Source organism: Pseudomonas sp. FP2254, from assembly GCF_030687695.1.
Lineage (GTDB): Bacteria > Pseudomonadota > Gammaproteobacteria > Pseudomonadales > Pseudomonadaceae > Aquipseudomonas > Aquipseudomonas quebecensis.
On the sequence record NZ_CP117444.1, the window covers coordinates 898,954 to 920,076 of the forward strand.

A 21,123-nucleotide genomic window follows, 5' to 3' on the forward strand; every position below is an offset into this window, starting at 1 on the left:
ACCGAACTTAGACCGTAAGGCATAGATGAGATGGACAATTTTCTGGATTTATTCGCCGTCCAGGTTCGACGGGCGCGTGGCGCCATTGCCGCGTCGGATGGCTGCACCAGCCTGAGTTACCACGATCTTGACGAAATATCCGACGGCTTCGCCCGCAGGCTAAGCGCGGCATCCGTCGAGGCCGGCGACATTGTCGCCATCGGTCTGGAGCGCGGGCTTGGTTTTCTGGTTTCGATGATTGGCCTGTTCAAGATTGGGGCAGCTTATCTGCCACTGGACTCCTCGCTGCCGCTAGATAGGCGGGGCTACATGCTGGAGCAATGCAATTGCCGCTACCTGATAGCGGAGAACGACAGCCCGTTGCTGTTCGAAGGTATTGCGCTTCTGACCATGCCCGGCCAACTCGACGAACTTAAGGGGGGCGCGCCGTTCGGGCGCTGCGTACTGAAGGTCGACAGCCTTGCTTATGTGATCTTCACCTCCGGCTCAACAGGGATGCCTAAGGGAGTGATGGTCCATCACGCGGGAATGCTCAATCACCTGCTTGCCAAGGTCGAAGTCCTGAGAATGCACAATGCTCCCAACGTGGCGCAAACAGCATCACAGAGTTTCGATATCTCCGTTTGGCAGTTCCTCGCGCCGCTCATCTGCGCAGGATGTACGGCCATTCTGACCCGTTCGGAGTTTCTGGATCTGGATCGTTTGGGGGCGCGTATTGTTCACGACGAAATCGATATCCTGCAGGTGGTGCCGAGCCATTTGCCGGCCATTCTGGATGCGATCAGCGTGGATGCACAAAATGCGTGCTTCGATCGTCTGAGCTGTCTGGTCACTACGGGCGAAGTGCTGCCCGTTTCGCTTGCCCGACGCTGGTTGGCGGCCAAGCCTCATGTGCCATTGGTCAATGCCTATGGGCCGACTGAGTGCAGTGATGATGTGACTCACCACTTTATCTCCCAGATACCTTCTGCAGATCACGCTATTCCAATCGGGCGGGCGGTACGTGGGGTTCGACTGGTGGTGCGTGACACTGACCAGGTCGCGTTGCCCGTGGGCGAAGTTGGAGAACTCTACGTCGAAGGAATTGCGGTGGGGCTGGGCTACATCGGTCGTCCCGACCTGACCGCCATGGCGTTTGTCATTACCGACGGCCACCGAGCCTATAAGACCGGCGACCTCGTTAGTTGTGATGAAGAGGGTGTCTTTCACTATCACGGTCGAACCGATGATCAGGTCAAGGTGCGAGGTCACCGGATCGAGCTGAGCGAGGTCGAATTCGCCATCCAGCGGCTGGCTTACATCAAACAGGCGGCAGTCGTGCTTAATTCTTCGCACTCCCGAGCCTTTCTGACGGCTTTCTTCGTCGAGCAAGAGGGTGCCGCAACCGATCTCGACGCGCTGCGTCTGGATTTGCGCGAGCTCTTGCCTGAACACATGATTCCATCCGAGTTCCGCGTGCAGTCGCACCTGCCCGAGACGCCCAACGGCAAGATCGACAAGAAAAAACTCACGACCATTGCCAATCAGACACCGGCGCTTGAAACCGTACTGAACGTTGCGGCGACGGCGTCTGGATGGGGACTGGAGCTGCTCGAGATCTGGCGTGATTTTCTGCATAACCCAATGTTGCGACCCACTGACGATGTTTTCCGACAGGGTGCCGATTCGATTCTCGCGTTGCAATTCATTGCACGGGCGAAGGCCCTGGGACATGTCTTCACGCTGGGGGACGTCTTCCGGAACCCGACCACACTCGGTCTGCTCAAGGTGGCCAGAACAAAGGCCGACAACGCCGTTGCCGGGGGGGTAAAACATCTGGATCTGCAACTGGCGCAGGGTGACTCGTCAACGTTAAAACCGCTTTCGCCGGCACAGAAGGGTATTTACGTCCAGTCGCTGCGAGCTCGTCATCACACCACTTACATTCTGCAGTTTTCGTTTCGTATGAGGCTGCCCGATGACGGCGCGGCGTTGGAAGAAGGATGGTGCAAGGCGCACCTACATCATGAACTGTTACGTAGCGCGTTCGTGCTGGCACCGTCGGGCAAGCCGGTGCGTGTCGTTGCCGAGGATGCTCCTCTGAGATGGTCGCGAACCAGTCTTGTGCACCTCGATCAAGAGCAGCAGCGCCAGTACATAAAAGACTTCCTCATAGAGGACAAACAGAGCGGTTTCGAACTCGATCAGCCCGCGCTTTATCGATTGCATCTGTTTCATCTGGGTGGCAACAACTATCAATTTGTCCTCAGTGCGCATCATCTCGTGCTTGATGGTGCCTCGGTTTTTTCGCTGCTCAGCGAAGTACTCTCGGATTCGCCGCCGCCGCCGGATGTTTTTCCAGCCTATATCGTCGGTCAGGAAAAATTCCACCTGCAACCTCAGGATCAAAAGCTCTGGGCGGATCTCCTCGAGCCATTCGAGGTGCCGGTCTGCGTAGCCGACAAGTTTGCCGAGCCCTCCTTGAAACCGGTGGAACACCAATTCTTCAAAAAACGTCTGTCCGTTACTCTTGAGCAGGCAATCGGGCGTCTGTGTAGCCGCGCCGGGGTCACGATTGCGTCTGTTGCGGCAACGGCCTGGGCCATGGCGCTTAATGCCGTAAACGGCGAGCAGCACCAGTTGTTCGGAATGATCGTATCGGGGCGCGCCGATACCGGGGTTGCCCTGGATGACATCGGGATGTACGCCAATACCTTGCCGATGCCCTTGGCACTGGCGGCGTCGCAGAACCCCGAGGTCAGCCTGCAGGCCGTCAGCGGACGCATCGCCGAGTTGCTTCGCTTCGAATCGATTTCGATGAACGATGCGTTGTTCAGTACGCGTTCGCGTTTTGCCAACGGCGCTTTTGATACGGTGCTCAACGTCGAGACGCTGGCGAACTGGGCTGCGCTGGGGGCTCCCGGCATCACGGTCGAACTCACGAAGGTGACGGACCTCACCGAGTTTGCCTTTGCCGTTGAAGTCCTCAGCAGCGGCGATGGAATCACTGTGGATTTCATTCGCGATCCCGAGCATGTCTCCAAGGAGCGAGCAGATGCGCTGTGTGAACACTTCCTCAGTGCATTGACGTATATCTGTGAAGCAAAGCGCCCTTTGCAGGAGTGGCAGAACTGGCAAGGCGTTCCCGTGGTCGGCGATGACGCTCAGGTTGTGAAAGATCTGCCCCCGGTTTACTCGCAGCACACGCCTTTCGACACGTTGGTGCTGGCTGTCACGCGTGCGATCATCGGCAGTGACACGATTACCCTGAAGCAGAATTTCTTCTCTGCGGGCGGTGACTCTATCAGCGCGCTGCAACTCATTGCACGTCTGAGAAGCGAGGGAGGGGGCATTGATCTTGATCGCATTTTTTCCAGTCGCTCGCTAGCCGAAATTGCCCAGGCCGTGCGACCACTGCACAGTGCGGCCAGCGGTGAAAACCATGCGCCGACCGGCGCCACCGCGCTGGTGCCGGTACAGCGTTGGTTTGCTGAACGGCGACTGGTCAATGCTGCACATTGGTGTCTCGGCACGGCGATCGAGATTCACCGCCACGTCGCGTCCGACACCCTGCTCATGTCGACTCGCGAGATACTGGAGCGCTATCCGGTACTTAGTGCACAGTTCAAAGCCGATGAAGGATATGCCCAAACCATTCCGGCCAGTCCGGTCGATGCCCAGACAAGTTGCAGGACAGTGCAACTGACTGCACCGATCGATCAATCGCTTGGGCCAATCCGGGCCGTGTTGGATGAATCCCTGTCAGGTCTCGACCTCGAACAAGGCGATCTTTTTCGCGCGGTGCTGTTCCGCACCCCGGATCCCGCTGCCAGTCTGCTGGTGCTGGTGGCGCACCACCTCGTGGTCGATGCGGTGTCCCTGCGCATCCTCGTCGGGGATTATCTGCGCCTCTGCGCAGGCACCGCGTTGCCTGCGCAGGTCACCTCGTTTCGTAGTTGGGCGCAGCAATTGGCGAGTGACGGGCAGGCCGTCAAAAATGATGTTCTGGCGCAGACCGCCTTCTGGTCACGGGTCATCGAAATGATTCCTGCTGCGACACCTTTTGACCAGAACCGGCGAGCATCTGGTCGCGCCGCATTGGTGTCCCGGGGACTGAGCAGCGTAGCTACCACTGCGCTGATCCGCGAGGTCCCCGCGGCCTATAACACCCGCATCAATGACATCCTGATCTCGGCACTGGTCCGGGCGTTTTCCGCCTGGAGCGCAAGTCCGCATATTGCAATCAACCTTGAAGGACATGGTCGCGAAAGCATCCTGGATGGCATCGACATATCCCGTACTGTCGGCTGGTTCACGTCGGTATTCCCGGTGTGTCTGCATGATCCGCAAGACGGGCTCGGGAGTCTGATTCAGGCAACCAAACGCACACTCGCGGACATCCCGCAACGAGGTGTCGGGTATGGATTGCTGCGTTATCTGTTTAATGAGTCCTGGGTGATTTCTGCTGCCGAACCCATGGTGCAGTTCAACTACCTCGGGCAGTGGGACAGCGTGTCGTATGACGATCCGGATGTTTCGATGCCATCTGCTCAGGTTTTGAGTCTGGTCGATCAGGTGTCGGTGGACTCGCTTAATGCACGCCAGCATGCACTGGAGATCGAGGCACGGATTGCCCAGGGCCGATTTGAAATTGATTGGTATTACGACGACGGGATCCTGTCCCCGCAGGAGGCAGAAAATCTTGCGACGTACTACGTCGATACGCTGACGGAAATCATCGAGCATTGCACCGTGGGCGCCGTGGTACGCGTGCCCGGCGACTATCCGGATGTTGATCTGACAGAGGATGAGTTGCAGTCGCTGATTGACAGCGCCGGCGCCGTACCGGTGGATATCTATCCCTTGTCGCCGACGCAAGAGGGGATCCTGTTCCAGCACCTGATGAGCGATGACGACACCTACTTCCTGCAATACGTCATGGACATCAACGGCGAGGTCGACATCAGCGTGCTGGAAGCGGCCTGGCAATGGCTGGCCGAGCGTCATCCGATCCTGCGCACTGGGTTCTTCTGGGATGCGGTGGCGGGCTCGGTGCAATACGTGGTGCCAGAAGCAACTTGCAGCTGGCAGGTCATCGTTCACAGCGGCGGGTCGACGCAGTACGAGCGCCTGATGCACGATGATCGCTCGCGGATCTTCGATCTGGCGACGCCTGCGCTGAACCGCTTCACGTTGCTGTCCAGGGATTCGCAGACACACAAGTTGATCTGGACCTACCATCACATACTTCTGGATGGATGGTGTGTGGCCAAGGTCATCAAGGAGTTGTTTGCCCTCTACGATCAGATGATCTGCGGCGTGCAGCCCGAGCCTATGTTCAGCCATGTCTATCGCGATTACATCGAGTGGCTGGCCAATCAGCACGAACGGGAGAAGCGTCCGTTCTGGCGACGTTATCTGGCGGGCGTCAGCCCCACTCTGTTCTCCAGTCCGGTTGCCTATCAGTCGTCCTCGCCGACGGATCACAACGTCTATCGCTTCAATCTTGGACGCGACCTTTCGGATGGTATCGAGCGATTCTGCAGCGGGCTGGGTGTGACGGTTACAGTGCTATTCCAGCGTATCTGGGCGCAGATCCTGGCAGAAAACACCCAGAGCCTCTCGCCGGTTTTCGGCTTGGCGATTTCGGGACGGCCTGCAGACCTTGAGGGTTCGCAGGACATCATCGGGCTCATGACCTCAATCGTCCCTTGCAAGGTTGATGTCCAGGAGTCGCTCTCGGCCGAGGTTCTTCGGCAGTTGCAGCGGCGCAGTGTAGCGCTGCAGGACGAAGGGCATATCTCGCTGAGTCATTTCCAGAATGCTGCCGGCCTGGGCCAGGAGGCTTTGTTCAATACCGTTCTGGTGGTCGAAAACTTCGAGCTTCAGGACAACCTGCCGGTGGGTGATCGCTACCGGCTGAGCAATCTGCAATGGGTCGAGAAGTCAGAGTTTCCTTTGGTTCTCGGCCTGGTTCCGGCAGATGATTTTCTGATCGAACTCAACTTCAACCCCGAAGAGTTCTGTGTTGCGCAAATGGCCGATCTCCAACAACGGATTGTTTTCCATACGCGTCGAATATCTTCTCTTGGAAATGGGTACCTCGAGCATGATGCAAATTTACATTGCGAATCAGTATCACAAGCTGGATAACTTTATTAGTGCTGTGCCGGTCTACCTGAAGATAGAAGGGTTGAATCCGGCCGGGTCGATAAAACTCAAGACTGCCATCTCGCTGATCGAGGAAAGTGAGCGCCTGGGGCTGCTTTCGCCGGGGCGAAAAGTCATCGAGTCCAGTTCGGGAAACCTCGGTGTCGCGTTATCAATGATCTGTGCGCAGCGCGGATATCCGTTTACCTGTATCACCGATCCCCACGTCAACCAGATCTGCGTCAACCTGATGAAGGTTTATGGGGCCGAAGTCATTATTTGCGACACCCTCGATCGCAATGGCGGCTTTCTCGGCGCGCGCATTGCTCTTATTCAGGAAATGATCCGTCAGGACCCAAGGTACTTCTGGACCAATCAGTACGCCAACCCGGCCAATCCGCTGGCGCACTACAACAGGACTGCGCCGGAAATCCTGCAGCAGCATCCCAACTGCAAGTGGCTGTTTGTCGGTGCTGGTACCACCGGAACGCTTGTCGGCTGCGCGCAATATCTTCGCGAACATGCGCCGGACATAAAGTTGATTGCCGTCGATACCGTGGGCTCGATCAACTTTCAGGACGTGCCAAAGAAACGCCTGATTCCAGGTTTGGGTACGAGTCGGCGCCCGGAAATTCTCGATCGGGATCTGGTCGGGCATATCGAGTTAGTGGATGAAATCGAGACGGTCCGCATGTGCCGCAGTGTTGCACTGGACTACGGTCTCCTGGTCGGTGGTTCGACTGGGACCGTTCTGGTTGCGCTCAAGCGCTTGTGGAAACAGATTCCTGCGGGCGACGAAGTTGTCGTGATCAGTCCCGATATGGGCGAACGGTATCTCGAAACGATCTATTCGGATAAGTGGTGTGACACGAACTTTGGCAGCCAGAAGTATCAACACACGATGGTGGGTTGAGGATCGGCGGTGCTTCGGTTGATGTTATTTCAGAGCGGAAGGAATCTAGCTTGTCACATCTACAATTTCCCCCGAGTGGTATCGCGCAAACACAGATCTTTCTCGATCAATGGGCCCGCATCAGCCACGATCTCAAGGATGCACCCGCCATGGAAGATAGCGGTGTTTCATATACCTATGCCGAAGTGGATGCAGACAGTCAGCGGATTGCGGCCTATCTGACACACCATTCGATTGGTTCCGGCGCGATAGTTGCCATTGGTTGCCCGCGCGGCAAGGATTTGCTGGTGGCCCTGCTGGGCGTCATGAAGAGTGGCGCAGCCTTCCTCCTTATTGATCTGGACGCCGCTTCTGCGCGCTTGGCTGCCCAGTTGGACGCAGCCACTGCGAAGCTGGTTCTGGTGTCTGACGGTTATAGGGTCGGCAACAACCGCGCTCTGGCCTCCGAAAAGGTCGTGAGCCTCGGTCAGGTGCGTGATGCCGCGCACTCCCTGCGCTTCGAGCAACCGCAGATTAGCCCACAAGACCTGGCGTACGTCATCTTCACTTCGGGCTCTACCGGGCAACCGAAAGGGGTACTGGTTTCACATCGGGGCATCCCTAACCTTGCGCGTCATGCACTGTCGTATGGCATCACGCAGGGCAGTCGGGTGCTGATGTTTTCTCCTGTGTGTTTCGACGCCATCATCGCTGAGATCGTCATGACACTGGTTGTCGGCGGCTGCCTGGTTGCGGTGAGCGACCATGAGCTGCTGGATTTCGACTGCCTCCAAGACCTGCTGTGCAATCGCCGGCTCGACGTCGCCACGTTGCCGCCATCACTGGTGTCACTGCTACCGGCCGAGCTGCCGATCAGCCTGAGTACATTGATTGTGGCCGGCGAGAGGTGCAGCAAACAAGTGATTGAAAACTGGGCGGGCCGAATCCGTCTGGTCAACGCCTACGGTCCTTCCGAAGCAACTGTCGCGACAACGGTCAAACTATGCAACTTCGATACCTCCCCCGCGAATATTGGCCAGGCCATTTCTGGCGTCACTGTGCGCCTGCTCGACGAGGCGCTGGAGGAGATACCAGATGGCGAACTCGGTGAGATCTACATCAGTGGGGTGAGTGTTGCCTTGGGCTATCTGGGTAATCCGGACTTGAGCGACGCACGGTTTGTCCGTGGCCTAGACGGTGATGACAGCCTGAGCTTTCGCACTGGCGATTTCGCTAGGCGCGATGTGAACGCAGACATCTTGTTCGAGGGCCGCAAGGACGATCTGGTCAAGATCAACGGAAACCGAGTCGAGCTTGCGGAGATCGAGGCCTGCGCCATGGCTACGCGGCGCATTCGAAGCTGCCATGCCTGTTGCGTCGAGGCTGACACATTGGGTGTGAGAATTGTGCTTTTTGTAACCCCGTCGGCCAAGGTTGAGGGGGCGCAACTGGAAGCAGAGCTGAGGGCCAGAATCAACGCCGAGTTGCCGATTTACTTCACGCCTGCGCGCATCCGCGTTCTGGATGAGCTCCCGCGAAATCAGGCGGGAAAAGTCGATCGGGCCGCGTTGATCGCGCAGTTGGACGAGGTTACCCATGAAGGTGGAGCTGCCGAGGCAATGAGCCCTCAGGAGGAAACTCTAGCGTTGATTTGGGCGCAGATTCTTGGTCGTCCGATCGATAACCGTGAAGCGAATTTCTTTGCCCTAGGTGGCAACTCTCTTCTGGCGATGCGTCTCGTCGCTCTTATGAAGCGCCATGGCATTCAGATCAATCTTAAGTGCGTGTTTGGCGCTCCGACCCTGGCGAAAATGGCCAGTCTGATCAAGGAGTAGCCAATGACGGGTAAAGGATTGAACCCTTATCAACGTTATTACTGGAGCGCGTCAAGCGCTTACGATCTTGCCGAAACAGCCCGCGTAAGCATCGGGTTTGTGCTGGACGGGCCATTACACATTGCGCCGTTCAGCCACGCGGTGGATGCGGTCGTTAATCGTCACGAGCAGTTGCGATCACACTTCCATGAAACACCCGAGGGAGCGCGACGGTTCCCCGGAGCACCAGTGCGCGATGTATTGAGCGTCGACTGCGAGCCGTTCGAACTGTCCCGACTGGAGGACTGTGTCGAGGACTTGTGCCGGCGTCCGCTTGATCTGAAGTTGGACATACCGTTCAGGGCCTACCTGAAAAAGGCTGGACAGGATCGCCATCTGTTTGTGCTGATCATTCACCACATCGTAGTCGACTCATGGTCGCTGCAAGTAATCCTCGACGATCTGGCAACTGCCTACAACGGAGCGATATCCGGTGCGCCGCAACCGTTGCTAGAGCCATTGAACTTCGATCATGAAACGCTGGCAATTCCTTTGGCACATGATGAGTATCAGCGCCAGGCGCAGTTCTGGCGTGAGTATCTCAAGGACGCGAAGATTCCTCAGATTCCGAACGTGCTGGCCGGTGAGAGCGCGCAAGGCAAATCGACCTTTGATGTAATGACCCTCGGTGCAGAGGTCCATGGGGCCATCAACCGACTTTGTCATGCGCTGGATGTCACACCCTTTGTGGTTTACACCGCAGCGGCCTCCATTGCGCTCGCAGATTTTTGCACCTGCGACGATCTGTTGATTCAGACCAATGTGACGCCACGCTGGACGGAAGGCACGCAAACCGCTGTCGCCTACCTGTCTGCGCGCATTCCATTACGAATACGCGTCGATTCGAAACGTTCACTGCAGGCTCACATTCTCAATGTCGCTGACTCTCTCTACGAGACCTTCGACAGCGTCGGTCTTTCGATCGGCGAAATCATGGCCGAATCCGACATCAGCCAGAGCCTGCCCATTCATATCGGCGCGGAGAGCCCGTTTGACGGTTGGGATCTGGAAGGCGTCGCTGTCTCTCAGGTCCAGTTGCCCGACTACCAGCCCTGGCCGTTGTTTATGTGGGTGCCTGTCCCGGCTGACCATTGCTTTATCAAACTGCAGTACCAAGCCGACCGAATTTCGCTTGAAAACATGCTGAAACTAAAATACCTGCTGAACGAAGCGTTAGATCAACTCTGTCTCCTAGAGGCTTGAAGTAAGCGCTCGTGACATAGCGGCTTTAGACCACGAAGCCATCAATGAGACCTCCCATGAAAGATTCTCAGCCCCTGTCATCTCACGCACTGACCGTCGTTTCCGGTTCGCAGATCGCCAACCTGATGCCTTCGTTGCGCCAAGATATTCTGCGTCTGGTCGAAGCGACTTACCTGCAGCACGACGCTGGCCTGACAAACAACCCCGACAGCTATTTTCTGAGGTTCGAGGAGCGCCAATCGGATCGGATCATTGCCCTGCCTGCTGCGATTGCCAATGACACACCCATTTCGGGCATCAAGTGGATTGCCAGTTACCCGAAGAACATCGAGCGCAATCTGCAGCGCGCATCGGCTGTCCTGCTACTCAACGATTACGAAACGGGTTACCCGGTGGCTTGCCTGGAAGCCTCGCAAATCAGTTCGGCCAGAACGGCGGCTTCCGCAGTGATCGCCGCGAGGGCGCTGGCGGCAGATCGGCAGAAAGCACTGAAAATCACATTCGTCGGCGCAGGGGTTATCTCCCGCGCGATCTTTGATTTTTTCGTGGTCGATGGCTGGAAGTTCGATCAGATCACCGTATGTGATCTGGATTCAGCCTCGGCCACTGAGCTTCGCCACCACGTTGACGCGGGGGCAGGCCAACAAGCGCTTATCGTCGAAGACTGGAGGGTTGCGATCAGCGCTGCCGACATCGTTGTTTTCGCCACCAACGCCGGTACGCCTTACGTGTCGGGAGATGATGTCTTCGCCCCCGGCCAGATCATTCTGAATATCTCGCTGCGCGATATCAGCCCGGACATCATCTGGCAGGCGTTCAACGTGTTCGATGATGTGGAACATTGCATGAAGGCCAATACCTCGCCCCATCTGGCGGAACAGAAATACGGCGACCGCTCGTTCGTGCATGGCACGCTTGCGCACATCTTGAACATCCCGAGCCTGATTGACCGCTCACGTCCGCTGATTTTTTCACCGTTCGGGTTGGGGGTTCTGGACCTTGTGGTCGGTCAACTGTTCGTCGACAAGTGCCTGGAGGCCGGTACCTACACCAACATCGCGGACTTCATTCCCGATACGCGACGTTGGGCCACGTCTCACGGCTGAACCACTCAAGGCGCATAGGCGCGAGCCTTCTCACGTTCGATTCCAGGGAAGAGTGACCCGATGCAAAACAAAAAATGCATGATCATCGGCTTCAATGATTTCTCGTTTGACGAGTATTGTCAGATGCTCGATCAACTAGCACCTGAAGCAGCAGCGAGACGTGATTTACGCCTGGCGTTTGTCACCTACGAAGGCTCGCGGTTTCATGCATTGGGCGTGCTGAACAAGACACGTGAGCGGCAGGGACTGACAAACCTGAACCTGAACAATGCCGACTTTCTATGGCCAGTGGTGATGGTGCTGGGTACCTACCTCGAAAAGCACGGCCTCGCGTTTGACTACGTCAATCTGTTTCAGAACGAGAAGGAAGTCTTGGAGGAAAAACTGGCGTCCGGCACGATCAACACCGTGGTCATCACCACGACCCTCTATGTGATGCCTCATCCAGTGCAGGAAATTGTGGACTTTGTGCGCTCCTGTGCCCCTCAGGTGCAGATCATCATCGGAGGGCCTTATATTAGTGGTTTGTTCAAGGCGCATGATCGCGAGATGCTCGGTGATTATCTGAGTGTTCTTGGCGGCGATATCTATATCAACAGCAATGAAGGCGAAGACACGCTTCGACAGGTGTTGGAGGCGCTTAACCAGAACCGTTCGGTTGTAGGGTTTAGCCGCACGGCAGCGTTCGACGGTGATACGTGGGTGTTCGGTGCAGATCAGCCTGAATACAACGAGCTGAAGGATAACTTCGTCAATTACAGGTTATTCGAACCGCGCGGCATTGGACGTTTTCTGTCCACGCGTACGGCCAAATCCTGTCCGTACGCCTGCGCGTTCTGCGGGTTTCCCCAGCGAGCTGGCAAGTACCGATACCTGTCCACCAGCGATGTAGAGCGCGAACTGGACGCGGTGAAGGCGATTGGCACGGTTGATACGCTGACATTCCTGGATGACACATTCAATGTGCCCAAGCAGCGATTCCGGGAAATCATGCAGATGATGATCGACAACCAGTACAACTTTAAGTGGAACTCCTTCTACCGCTCTGATCAGGGTGATTCGGAAACAATCGCGCTGATGGCGCGCGCAGGGTGTGAAGGGGTTTTTCTGGGTATCGAGTCGGCTTCCGACAAGATGCTTGCGCTGATGCGCAAAACGTCACGCCGCAAGAACTATGAGCAGGCCATCAGCGCATTCCGCTCGGTGGGTATTGCGACTCACGCCTCGTTCATCATCGGCTTTCCAGGGGAAACCTTCGACACGGTGCAAGAGAGCCTGGACTTCATCGAAACCTTTCGGCCGGACACCTTCCGTGCACAGGTCTGGTACTGCGACCCGCTGACGCCCATCTGGAATGACCGGGAAAAATACGGCATCACCGGGTCGGGTTTCGACTGGTCACATGAGACGATGAACAGCGAACTAGCCGCCTCCATCACCGAGCGTTTTTTTCTCACCGCTCAACACTCAACATGGCTGCCGCAATTCGGCTTTGAGCAGTGGAGCCTGTTTTACCTGCATCGCCAGGGAATGGCGCAGGGCAATATCCTCGGGTATCTGGACGGATTCAATGCTGCCGTCAAACATCAACTGTTGCGCGGTGACGACGCTGAGTTGCCCTGCTCGATTATTGACCGTTTCAAGTTCAGTGCCTACCTGCCGGCCCAGAGCCCTGCAGTTTCGCAGCCCGGGTTATCGATGGAGTCGGCGGCGCACTTCAAGGCAGCCGAGGCCCGCTTGCAGGCTTGGGCAGCGTGGCTGGACCCGCAGAATCTCGGGGCCTTGCCGGTGCACACCGGCGAGCATACGAAGACAGTGTTGAACCGACCCGAGAGCAGTGTCATTGGCCACGATCATAACGTCGCCTGGATCGTGGCCTTTTTGAAACACGCTTGCAGTGTCCTGCAGGGCGAGCGATTTTTGCTGCACTACGTCGTCGAAGGCAGTGCCAGGCTGATGGCGGTCGACGACGTGGGCGGCAGCAGCGAGGCGGCTTTGTACGATCGTGTCGCGACATTACTTGCCCAGGCGCCAGTGCTCGATAGTCATGACAACTATCTGTTGTCGCGCCAGTCACGGTTGATTGCTTTCGGCATTGTTTTGCGTCTGCCAGTTCTGCGCGTGTTCGCCGACGATGTTGCCTCCCCCTCATTCGACAGCGGGCTTTACATGCATCTGCTGCTGCCGAGTAACGGACAGGTTCAGGTGCTGAGTAATTTTGTCCGGTGGGCACCCGAGCTTCACGCCGCAAATGCGCAGAGCGCGTTAGCCGAGCAGGCCGTGTTTGTCAGAGTGCAATAGGTCAGGTCAGCAAGGACAACCCTGGCACTCTTCCCTGATATCCTCAGCCTTGCAGCGCTGCTTTCTTGCGTTCCTCGCGGGCGCGGGCAGCTGTCAGTAGTTGCTCGGCGATGCGCAGTTGCAAATGCTCCTCAATGAAGCTGGTGAACAGTGGATGGCCGGCAATGGCTGCATCAGTGTCTCGACGAAGTGTTTGAAATCCCTTGGAAGTTCCTTGTCCACCGTCTTGCTCCTTGGGTATGAGAACGTTCCCGCCTTTTAGCGTGGATTCCTGGCACGAGTGAGCCTGTATCGCTCCCTCCTACAATTTGATCTGCATAAGGTTATGAACTGGCGATAACCAAGCTGCCTGTCTAGCGTTCCCCTATCTGACGACGATCAACAGGCTCCGCCGGAGGATGACAGTGGTGATGATCACGGCGATAGCTACACATAAAAAAAGCCCCACCTGCCGGACTGATGCGCAATCCGACGGGTGGGGCGGTAGAACTCATGCAATGCCCTGGGCTTGATCACCCAGGGCATTTTTGTTGCGATGTCACGCCACGAACTGCTCCGCGTAATGGCAAGCCACCTGCCGATTATCCAATGCCCGCAGCTGCGGCTCTTCGGTGCTGCACCGCGCCGTCGCATAGGGGCAGCGTTTGTGGAACGCGCAGCCAGGCGGCGGGTTCAGCGGGTTGGGCAGTTCGCCGACGATCTTGATCTTCGGCTTGTTCGGGTCCGGGTGAATGGTCGGGGTGGCCGACAGCAGCGCCTGGGTGTAGGGGTGCAGGGGACGTGCGTAGATGTCTTCCTTGGGGCCGACTTCCACCGGGCGACCGAGGTACATCACCATCACGTCATCGGCGACGTGCTGCACCACCGCCAGGTTGTGGGAGATGAACACGTAGGCGGTGTTGAATTCCTGCTGCAGATCCATGAACAGGTTGAGCACCTGGGCCTGGATCGACACGTCGAGCGCTGAGGTCGGTTCATCCGCCACCAGCACTTTGGGCTGCAGCATCATTGCCCGAGCCAATGCAATCCGCTGGCGCTGGCCACCGGAGAACATGTGCGGGTAGCGCTGATAATGCTCGGGGCGCAGGCCCACTTGCTTCATCATCGCCTGCACTTTCTCGCGGCGTTCGGCGGCGGACAGGTTGGTGTTGATCAGCAATGGCTCGGCCAGTTGATCGCCGACTTTTTGTCGAGGGTTCAGCGAGGCGTAAGGGCTCTGGAACACCATCTGCACGTCTTTGCGCAATTGCTTGCGCTGGGCCTTGTCGGCACCGGCGACTTCCTGGCCGGCGATTTTCAGCGAGCCCGACGACGGCTCTTCAATCAGCGTGAGTGCGCGGGCGAGGGTGGACTTGCCGCAACCCGACTCGCCGACCACGGCGAGGGTCTTGCCGGCTTCCAGTTCGAACGACACACCATTGAGGGCCCGCACGGTGGCGTGGCCCTTGAACAGGCCACGGGACACTTCGTAGTGACGGGTCAGGTCGCGGGCAGTAAGAACGACGGCCATTACGCCACCTCCTGGTTCAAGGGGTAGAAGCAACGCGCGAGGCTGTTGGTTTTTGGATCGAGGCCCGGGCGCTGGGCGCGGCAGGTTTCCTGCACGTATGGGCAGCGCGGCGACAGCAGGCAACCCTGCGGACGGTCGTAGCGGCCAGGCACGATGCCGGGCAATGTTGCCAGGCGCGTGGCGCCCAGGCTGTGCTCGGGGATCGCCTTGAGCAGCGCTTCGCTGTAAGGGTGCGCGGGAATATCGAACAATTGCGGCACCTGGCCGACTTCCACGGCCTGGCCGGCATACATCACGCATACGCGCTGGGCGGTTTCGGCCACCACTGCCAGGTCATGGGTGATCAGTACCAGGCCCATGTTCTGCTCTTTTTGCAGGGCCAGCAGCAGGTCCATGATCTGCGCTTGAATGGTGACGTCCAGCGCCGTGGTCGGTTCGTCGGCGATCAGCAGTTTCGGCTCGCCGGCAATCGCCATGGCAATCGCCACGCGCTGGCTCATACCGCCGGACAACTGGTGCGGGTAGGCATCCATACGGCTGGCGGCGCCTGGGATTTCGACTTTTTCCAGCAGCTCGATGGCGCGTTTGCGTGCCTGTTTGCCGGACATTTTCAGGTGCAGGCGCAGCACTTCTTCGATCTGGAAACCCACGGTGTAGCTGGGGTTGAGCGCGGTCATCGGGTCCTGGAACACCATCGCCAGGTCTTTGCCGACGATCTGGCGGCGTTGACGGTTGCTCAGCTTGAGCATGTCCTTGCCGTCGAAGGTCAGCGCATCGGCGGTGACGATACCGGGGTGCTCGATCAGGCCCATCAGCGCCATCATGGTCACGGATTTCCCCGAACCCGACTCGCCCACGATGGCCAGTACTTCGCCCTTGTCCACGGACAGGTCGAGGCCGTCGACCACCGGCACGGCGGTTGCGTCGCCGAAGCGTACGTTGAGATTCTTGATTTCTAACAGTGACATGGGAATCTCCTCAGGCGGCGTTCTTGAGTTTCGGGTCCAGCGCATCGCGCAGGCCGTCGCCCATCAAGTTGATTGCCAGCACGCTGAGCAAAATGGTCAAACCAGGCAGGCTCACCACCCACCAGGCGCGTTCGATGTAGTCACGGGCCGAAGCCAGCATGGTGCCCCACTCCGGGGTCGGCGGTTGTACGCCAAGGCCGAGGAAGCCCAGGGCCGCGGCATCGAGGATCGCCGAGGAGAAACTCAGGGTGGCCTGTACGATCAGCGGCGCCATGCAGTTGGGCAGCACGGTGATGAACATCAGGCGCGGCAGGCCGGCACCGGCCAGGCGCGCGGCGGTCACGTAGTCACGGTTCAGTTCGCCCATCACCGCGGCGCGGGTCAGACGCACGTAGGACGGCAGCGACACGATGGCGATAGCGATCACGGTGTTGATCAGGCCAGGGCCGAGGATGGCGACAATGGCAACCGCCAGCAGCAGCGACGGCAGCGCCAGCATGATGTCCATCAGGCGCATGATGGTCGGGCCCAGCAGGCGCGGGAAGAACCCGGCAAACAGACCCAGGAGGATGCCCGGGATCAGCGACATCACCACCGACGACAAACCGATCAGCAACGACAGGCGCGAACCCTGGATCAGACGCGAGAGCAGGTCACGGCCCAGTTCGTCGGTGCCCAGCAGAAACTGCATCTGCCCGCCTTCCAGCCACGCCGGCGGGGTGAGCAGGAAGTCGCGGTATTGCTCGCTGGGGTTATGCGGCGCAACCCACGGGGCGAAGATCGCGCAGAACACAATCAGCAACATGAACAGCAGGCCGGCCACCGCGCCTTTGTTCTTGGAAAAGGCCTGCCAGAATTCTTTGTACGGGGACGGGTACAGCAGGCTTTGATCGACTGCTGACACTTGAGTAGGTGTGGTCATGGTCATGATCTCAGCGCTGGTGACGGATGCGTGGGTTGGCGAAGCCGTAGAGGATATCCACCACGAAGTTCACCAGGATCACCAGGCCGGCGATCAGCAGGATGCCGTTCTGCACCACCGGGTAGTCCCGCGCGCCAATGGCTTCGATCAGCCATTTGCCGATGCCGGGCCACGAGAAGATGGTTTCGGTCAGGACCGCGCCGGCCAGCAGGGTGCCGACTTGCAGGCCGACCACGGTCAATACCGGGATCAGCGCGTTGCGCAGGCCGTGTACGAACACCACGCGCGTCGGCGACAGGCCCTTGGCCTTGGCGGTGCGGATGTAGTCTTCGCGCAGCACTTCGAGCATCGACGAACGGGTCATCCGCGCGATCACCGCCAGCGGAATGGTGCCGAGCACGATGGCCGGCAGGATCAGGTGGTGCAGGGCGTCGAAGAACGCGTCCGGCTCGTCGGCCAGCAGGGTGTCGATCAGCATGAAGCCGGTGCGCGGCTCGATGTCGTAGAGCAGGTCGATGCGCCCGGAAACCGGGGTCCAGCCCAGGCTCACCGAGAAGAACATGATCAGGATCAGGCCCCACCAGAAGATCGGCATCGAATACCCCGCCAGGGAGATGCCCATCACCCCATGGTCGAACAGGGATCCTCGCTTGAGTGCCGCGATCACCCCGGCCAACAGGCCCAGGATACCGGCGAACAACAGGGCGGCCATGGACAGTTCCAGGGTCGCGGGGAAGAGGGCGGTGAACTCGGTCCACACGCTGGTACGGGTGCGCAGGGATTCGCCAAGGTCGCCCTGGGCGAGCTTGCCGACATAGTCCAGGTATTGCGCATACAACGGCTTGTTAAGACCAAGGCGTTCCATTGCCTGTGCGTGCATCTCGGGGTCGACGCGGCGTTCGCCCATCATGACTTCTACGGGGTCGCCGGGAATCATGCGTATCAACGCAAACGTCAGCAACGTGATGCCGAAGAACGTGGGGATCAATAACCCCAGTCGGCGGGCAATAAAACTAAACATCTTGTTGTGTACCTCAATCAGCCGGTTAGGCAGGTTCGGCACCGCCCATGTCGACGGTGCCGAGCGTTTTTCTTATTTACTTCACCTGGGTGGTGGCGAAGTTATTAGTGGTCAGAGGGCTTTGGGTAAAGCCTTCGACGTTTTTACGCATGGCGGTAAACATTTTCGGATAGGCCATGGGAATCCACGGCTGGTCTTTCTCGAAAACATCCAGGGCTTGTTCATAGAGTGCGGCGCGCTCAGTGGGTTCAGCGTCAGCGCGGGCCTTGTCGATCAAAGCCTGAAACTCTTTGTTACACCAGCGGGCGTAGTTTTCGCCGTTTTTCGCTGCATCGCAACTCAGGTTTGGCGTGAGGAAGTTATCCGGGTCACCGTTATCGCCGGCCCAGCCCGCGGACACCATATCGTGCTCGCCGGCCTTGGCGCGCTTGAGCATCTCGCCCCATTCCATGACTTTAATGTTCACTTTCAGGCCGATCTGCGCCAGGTCCGCCTGCATGCGCTGGGCGCCGAGCATCGGGTTGGGGTTGGTCGGGCCGCCGCCGTTACGGGTGAACAAGGTGAACTCGGTGCCTTCCGGCACGCCGGCTTCCTTGAGCAGGGCGCGGGCCTTGTCCAGGTCGCGCTCAGGGTTCTTCAACTTATTGTTGAAGCCCAGCAGGGTTGGTGGATACGGGCCGGTGGCGTCGATGGCGTTGCCTTTGCCATACAGGGATTCGTTGTAGCCTTTCTTGTCGAACGCGATGTTGATCGCGTGGCGCACCCGCGCGTCGCTCATGTACTTGTGGGTGGTGTTCAGGGCGGTGTACGCGGTGGTCATCGCCGCCAGTTCCGCCACTTTCAGGTTCGGGTCGGCCTTCACGCTCGGCACGTCATCGGGCTTGGGATACAGCGCGATCTGACACTCATTGGCCTTGAGTTTTTGCAGGCGCACGTTGTTGTCGGTAGTGATCGCCAGGATCAGCGGATCGGCCGGTGGTTTTCCACGGAAGTATTCCGGGTTCGCCTTGAAGCGCACCTGGGCGTCCTTGGCGTAGCGGTTGAAGATGAACGGGCCGGTGCCGATCGGCTTGCTGTTCAGCTCATCGGTCTTGCCGGCGGCCAGCAGTTTGTCGGCGTATTCGGCGGAGTGGATAGCGGTAAAGGGCATTGCGACATCGGCCAGGAACGGCGCTTCAGGACGAGTCAGCGTGAAGACCACAGTGTGGTCGTCCGTCTTCTCGACGCTTTTGAGCAGTTCCTTGAAGCCCATGCTTTCAAAATAGGGGAACCCGGTGGCGGACTTGTTATGCCAAGGGTGTTTCGGGTCCATCTGGCGATGGAAGCTCCACAGTACGTCGTCGGCATTCAGGTTGCGCGTGGGTTTGAAGTAGTCGGTGGTATGGAACTTGATGTCGTCGCGCAAGTGGAAGGTGTAGGTCAGGCCGTCGTCACTGATTTCCCAGGATTTGGCCAGTGCAGGCACCACTTCGGTAGTACCGGGCTTGAAGTCCACCAGACGGTTGAACATGGTTTCGGCCGCAGCGTCAGCGGTGACGGCGGTGGTGTACAGGACCGGGTCAAAACCCTCCGGGCTGGCTTCGGTGCAGACCACCAGGGGTTTGGCCGATACACCGATGGCCACGCTTAACAGCGCGGCGGCAACGGCAGCTTGTAGCGGGAGCATTTTCATTAAGAGCCCTCTGCAATCGATGGGACCAGACAACGTGGACGGCAGGCTCGTCCTGAGCCTGCCGTCTACCTGGTGCTGATTAAAGAATGTTGAATGGGATGGTGGTGACCAGACGGAATTCTTTGATGCTGCCGTCGGACTGGAACTCGCTGCCACGGTGCTCAACATACGTCGCGCGCACGGTCGTGGCTTTGAGCGGACCGCTTTGCAGGGCGTAAGAGGCGCCTACACCGTATTCCTGATGCTTCTCGCCGTCTTGAGACTGGATGCCGTCGTAGGCGAACTTGGCCCGGCCATTGTTGCCGGTGTAGTGGGTGCCGTCGATGTCCCAGCCGCGGGCCGAGTAGGCGTTGAACTTCAAGCCTGGCACACCGTATTCGGCCATGTTGATGGCGTAGGCGATCTGGAAGGACTTCTCGTTCGGGCCGTTGAAGTCCGAGGTCAGGGAGTTGGCCAGGTAGATGCCGTTGGTTTCGTGCAGGTAGTCGAAGTACTCGTTACCGTTCACTTGCTGGTAAGCGAAGGTCAGGCTGTGTGCCTGGTGAGTCAGTCCCAGGGACAGGGAGAAGGTATCGTTGTCGATTTCCCCCATCTCTTTTTTGCCTTCATCGACCGTCTTGTAGTAGTTGAAACCGGTGGTCAGCCCCAGTTGTTGAGCGTCGCCCAGTTCGTGGGTAGCGCCGAAGTAGTACTGGTTCCAGAAGTCCTTCACGTTGGCGGCAAAGAAGCTGGTTTTCAGGCTTTTCAGCGGCTGATAGTTCACGCCCAGAGTGGAGACTTTGTCGGTCTCAACGCCATTGCCGTATTCGCTGCGGAATTTCGACAGGCTCTGCTCGGTACGTGGCGAAACGCGGTCAAACACGCCGCCCTGGAACGACAGGTTGCTGAATTCTTCGCTGTTGAAGCTCACACCTTCAAAGCTTGACGGCAGTGCACGGTTGCCGATGGTGTCGACGATGCCGCTGCTGAAATTCTGGCGACCGGCGGTCAACGTGGTGTTGGATACGCGGAACTGCACGTTGGCCAGGCCCAGTTTGCTCCATTGGTCGACGGCGTCGCCGTTGGAGTCGGCCAGGGTGCGGTTGGAGCCGCCTTTGATGTCACGCTTGCTGCGGTCCAGGACCAGCGCGTTGTAAACCGCTACTTCAGTCTTGACACCGACAGTGCCCTGGGTGAACCCCGAGCTGGCGTTAAGGATAGTGCCCTGCACCCAGTTGGTACGGTTACGGTCGGTGCGGGTTTCGCCGTGCTTCTGGTAGGAAAAGGTGCCGCCACGGTATTTGCTTTCGTGGGAGTACCAGTTACGCGTGGTGCCGCCCAGAGTGAAATCTTCGATAAAACCCTTGGCTTCGCTTTGCGCACTGGTACCTGCCAATGTCGTCGGAACGAAGTCCTGGCTGGCCGGTTCTGCGTAGGCGGTGGCCGTGATGCTGCTGATGGCCAGGGCCAGAAGCGCTTTGCTGCTCAGTTTCATGGGTGAAGCTCCTTTGGTTCTCTTTTTTTATGCCGGTCTTTTTAGGTGAAC

12 protein-coding genes are annotated in these 21,123 nt (G+C 58.2%); 6 read left to right on the forward strand and 6 right to left on the reverse strand.

Annotation, left to right across the window (positions count from 1 at the left end; genetic code table 11):
- Positions 1–30 precede the first annotated feature (30 nt).
- The 6 genes from PSH94_RS03970 to PSH94_RS03995 are packed head-to-tail and all read left to right on the forward strand — an operon-like array spanning position 31 to position 13,505.
- A complete protein-coding gene (locus PSH94_RS03970) occupies positions 31–6,132 on the forward strand; it encodes a non-ribosomal peptide synthetase (RefSeq protein ID WP_305436552.1) in 6,102 nt (2,033 codons plus the stop codon).
- On the forward strand, positions 6,089–7,042 hold the full coding sequence (gene sbnA / locus PSH94_RS03975) for a 2,3-diaminopropionate biosynthesis protein SbnA (protein ID WP_278407307.1): 954 nt from the start codon (positions 6,089–6,091) through the stop codon (positions 7,040–7,042). The genes PSH94_RS03970 and sbnA overlap by 44 nt, the downstream gene beginning before the upstream one ends.
- Positions 7,043–7,092: 50 nt before the next feature.
- A complete protein-coding gene (locus PSH94_RS03980) occupies positions 7,093–8,856 on the forward strand; it encodes a non-ribosomal peptide synthetase (protein WP_305436554.1) in 1,764 nt (587 codons plus the stop codon).
- A gap of 3 nt (positions 8,857–8,859) precedes the next feature.
- Positions 8,860–10,098, forward strand: coding sequence for a condensation domain-containing protein (locus tag PSH94_RS03985; protein ID WP_278407311.1), 1,239 nt, complete (start codon positions 8,860–8,862; stop codon positions 10,096–10,098).
- A gap of 56 nt (positions 10,099–10,154) precedes the next feature.
- Positions 10,155–11,204 carry a 2,3-diaminopropionate biosynthesis protein SbnB gene (sbnB, locus tag PSH94_RS03990; RefSeq protein WP_278407313.1) on the forward strand — a complete coding sequence of 350 codons (1,050 nt, stop codon included), beginning with the start codon at positions 10,155–10,157 and terminating at the stop codon, positions 11,202–11,204.
- Between the two features lie 60 nt (positions 11,205–11,264).
- Positions 11,265–13,505, forward strand: a complete 2,241-nt coding sequence (locus PSH94_RS03995; RefSeq protein ID WP_278407315.1) for a PhpK family radical SAM P-methyltransferase — start codon at positions 11,265–11,267, stop codon at positions 13,503–13,505.
- A gap of 538 nt (positions 13,506–14,043) precedes the next feature.
- On the opposite strand, the gene PSH94_RS04000 is transcribed toward PSH94_RS03995, so the two are convergent.
- The 6 genes from PSH94_RS04000 to PSH94_RS04025 all read right to left on the reverse strand — a co-directional run bounded on the left by PSH94_RS04000 (position 14,044) and on the right by PSH94_RS04025 (position 21,072).
- Positions 14,044–15,015, reverse strand: a complete 972-nt coding sequence (locus PSH94_RS04000; RefSeq protein WP_305436557.1) for a peptide ABC transporter ATP-binding protein — start codon at positions 15,013–15,015, stop codon at positions 14,044–14,046.
- Positions 15,015–15,983: an ABC transporter ATP-binding protein gene (locus PSH94_RS04005; RefSeq protein WP_181080589.1), complete on the reverse strand. Its 969-nt coding sequence runs from the start codon at positions 15,981–15,983 to the stop codon at positions 15,015–15,017. Before PSH94_RS04005 ends, PSH94_RS04000 begins: the two co-directional genes overlap by 1 nt.
- A gap of 10 nt (positions 15,984–15,993) precedes the next feature.
- Complete coding sequence (locus PSH94_RS04010) at positions 15,994–16,905, reverse strand: ABC transporter permease subunit (RefSeq protein WP_003188486.1); 912 nt, start codon at positions 16,903–16,905, stop codon at positions 15,994–15,996.
- Positions 16,906–16,915: 10 nt separating this feature from the next.
- Positions 16,916–17,926 carry an ABC transporter permease subunit gene (locus PSH94_RS04015; protein WP_305436558.1) on the reverse strand — a complete coding sequence of 337 codons (1,011 nt, stop codon included), beginning with the start codon at positions 17,924–17,926 and terminating at the stop codon, positions 16,916–16,918.
- Positions 17,927–18,002: 76 nt separating this feature from the next.
- A complete protein-coding gene (locus tag PSH94_RS04020; RefSeq protein ID WP_181080590.1) occupies positions 18,003–19,598 on the reverse strand; it encodes an ABC transporter substrate-binding protein in 1,596 nt (531 codons plus the stop codon).
- 79 nt (positions 19,599–19,677) lie between these two features.
- Positions 19,678–21,072, reverse strand: a complete 1,395-nt coding sequence (locus PSH94_RS04025; protein WP_181080591.1) for an OprD family outer membrane porin — start codon at positions 21,070–21,072, stop codon at positions 19,678–19,680.
- Positions 21,073–21,123 lie beyond the last annotated feature (51 nt).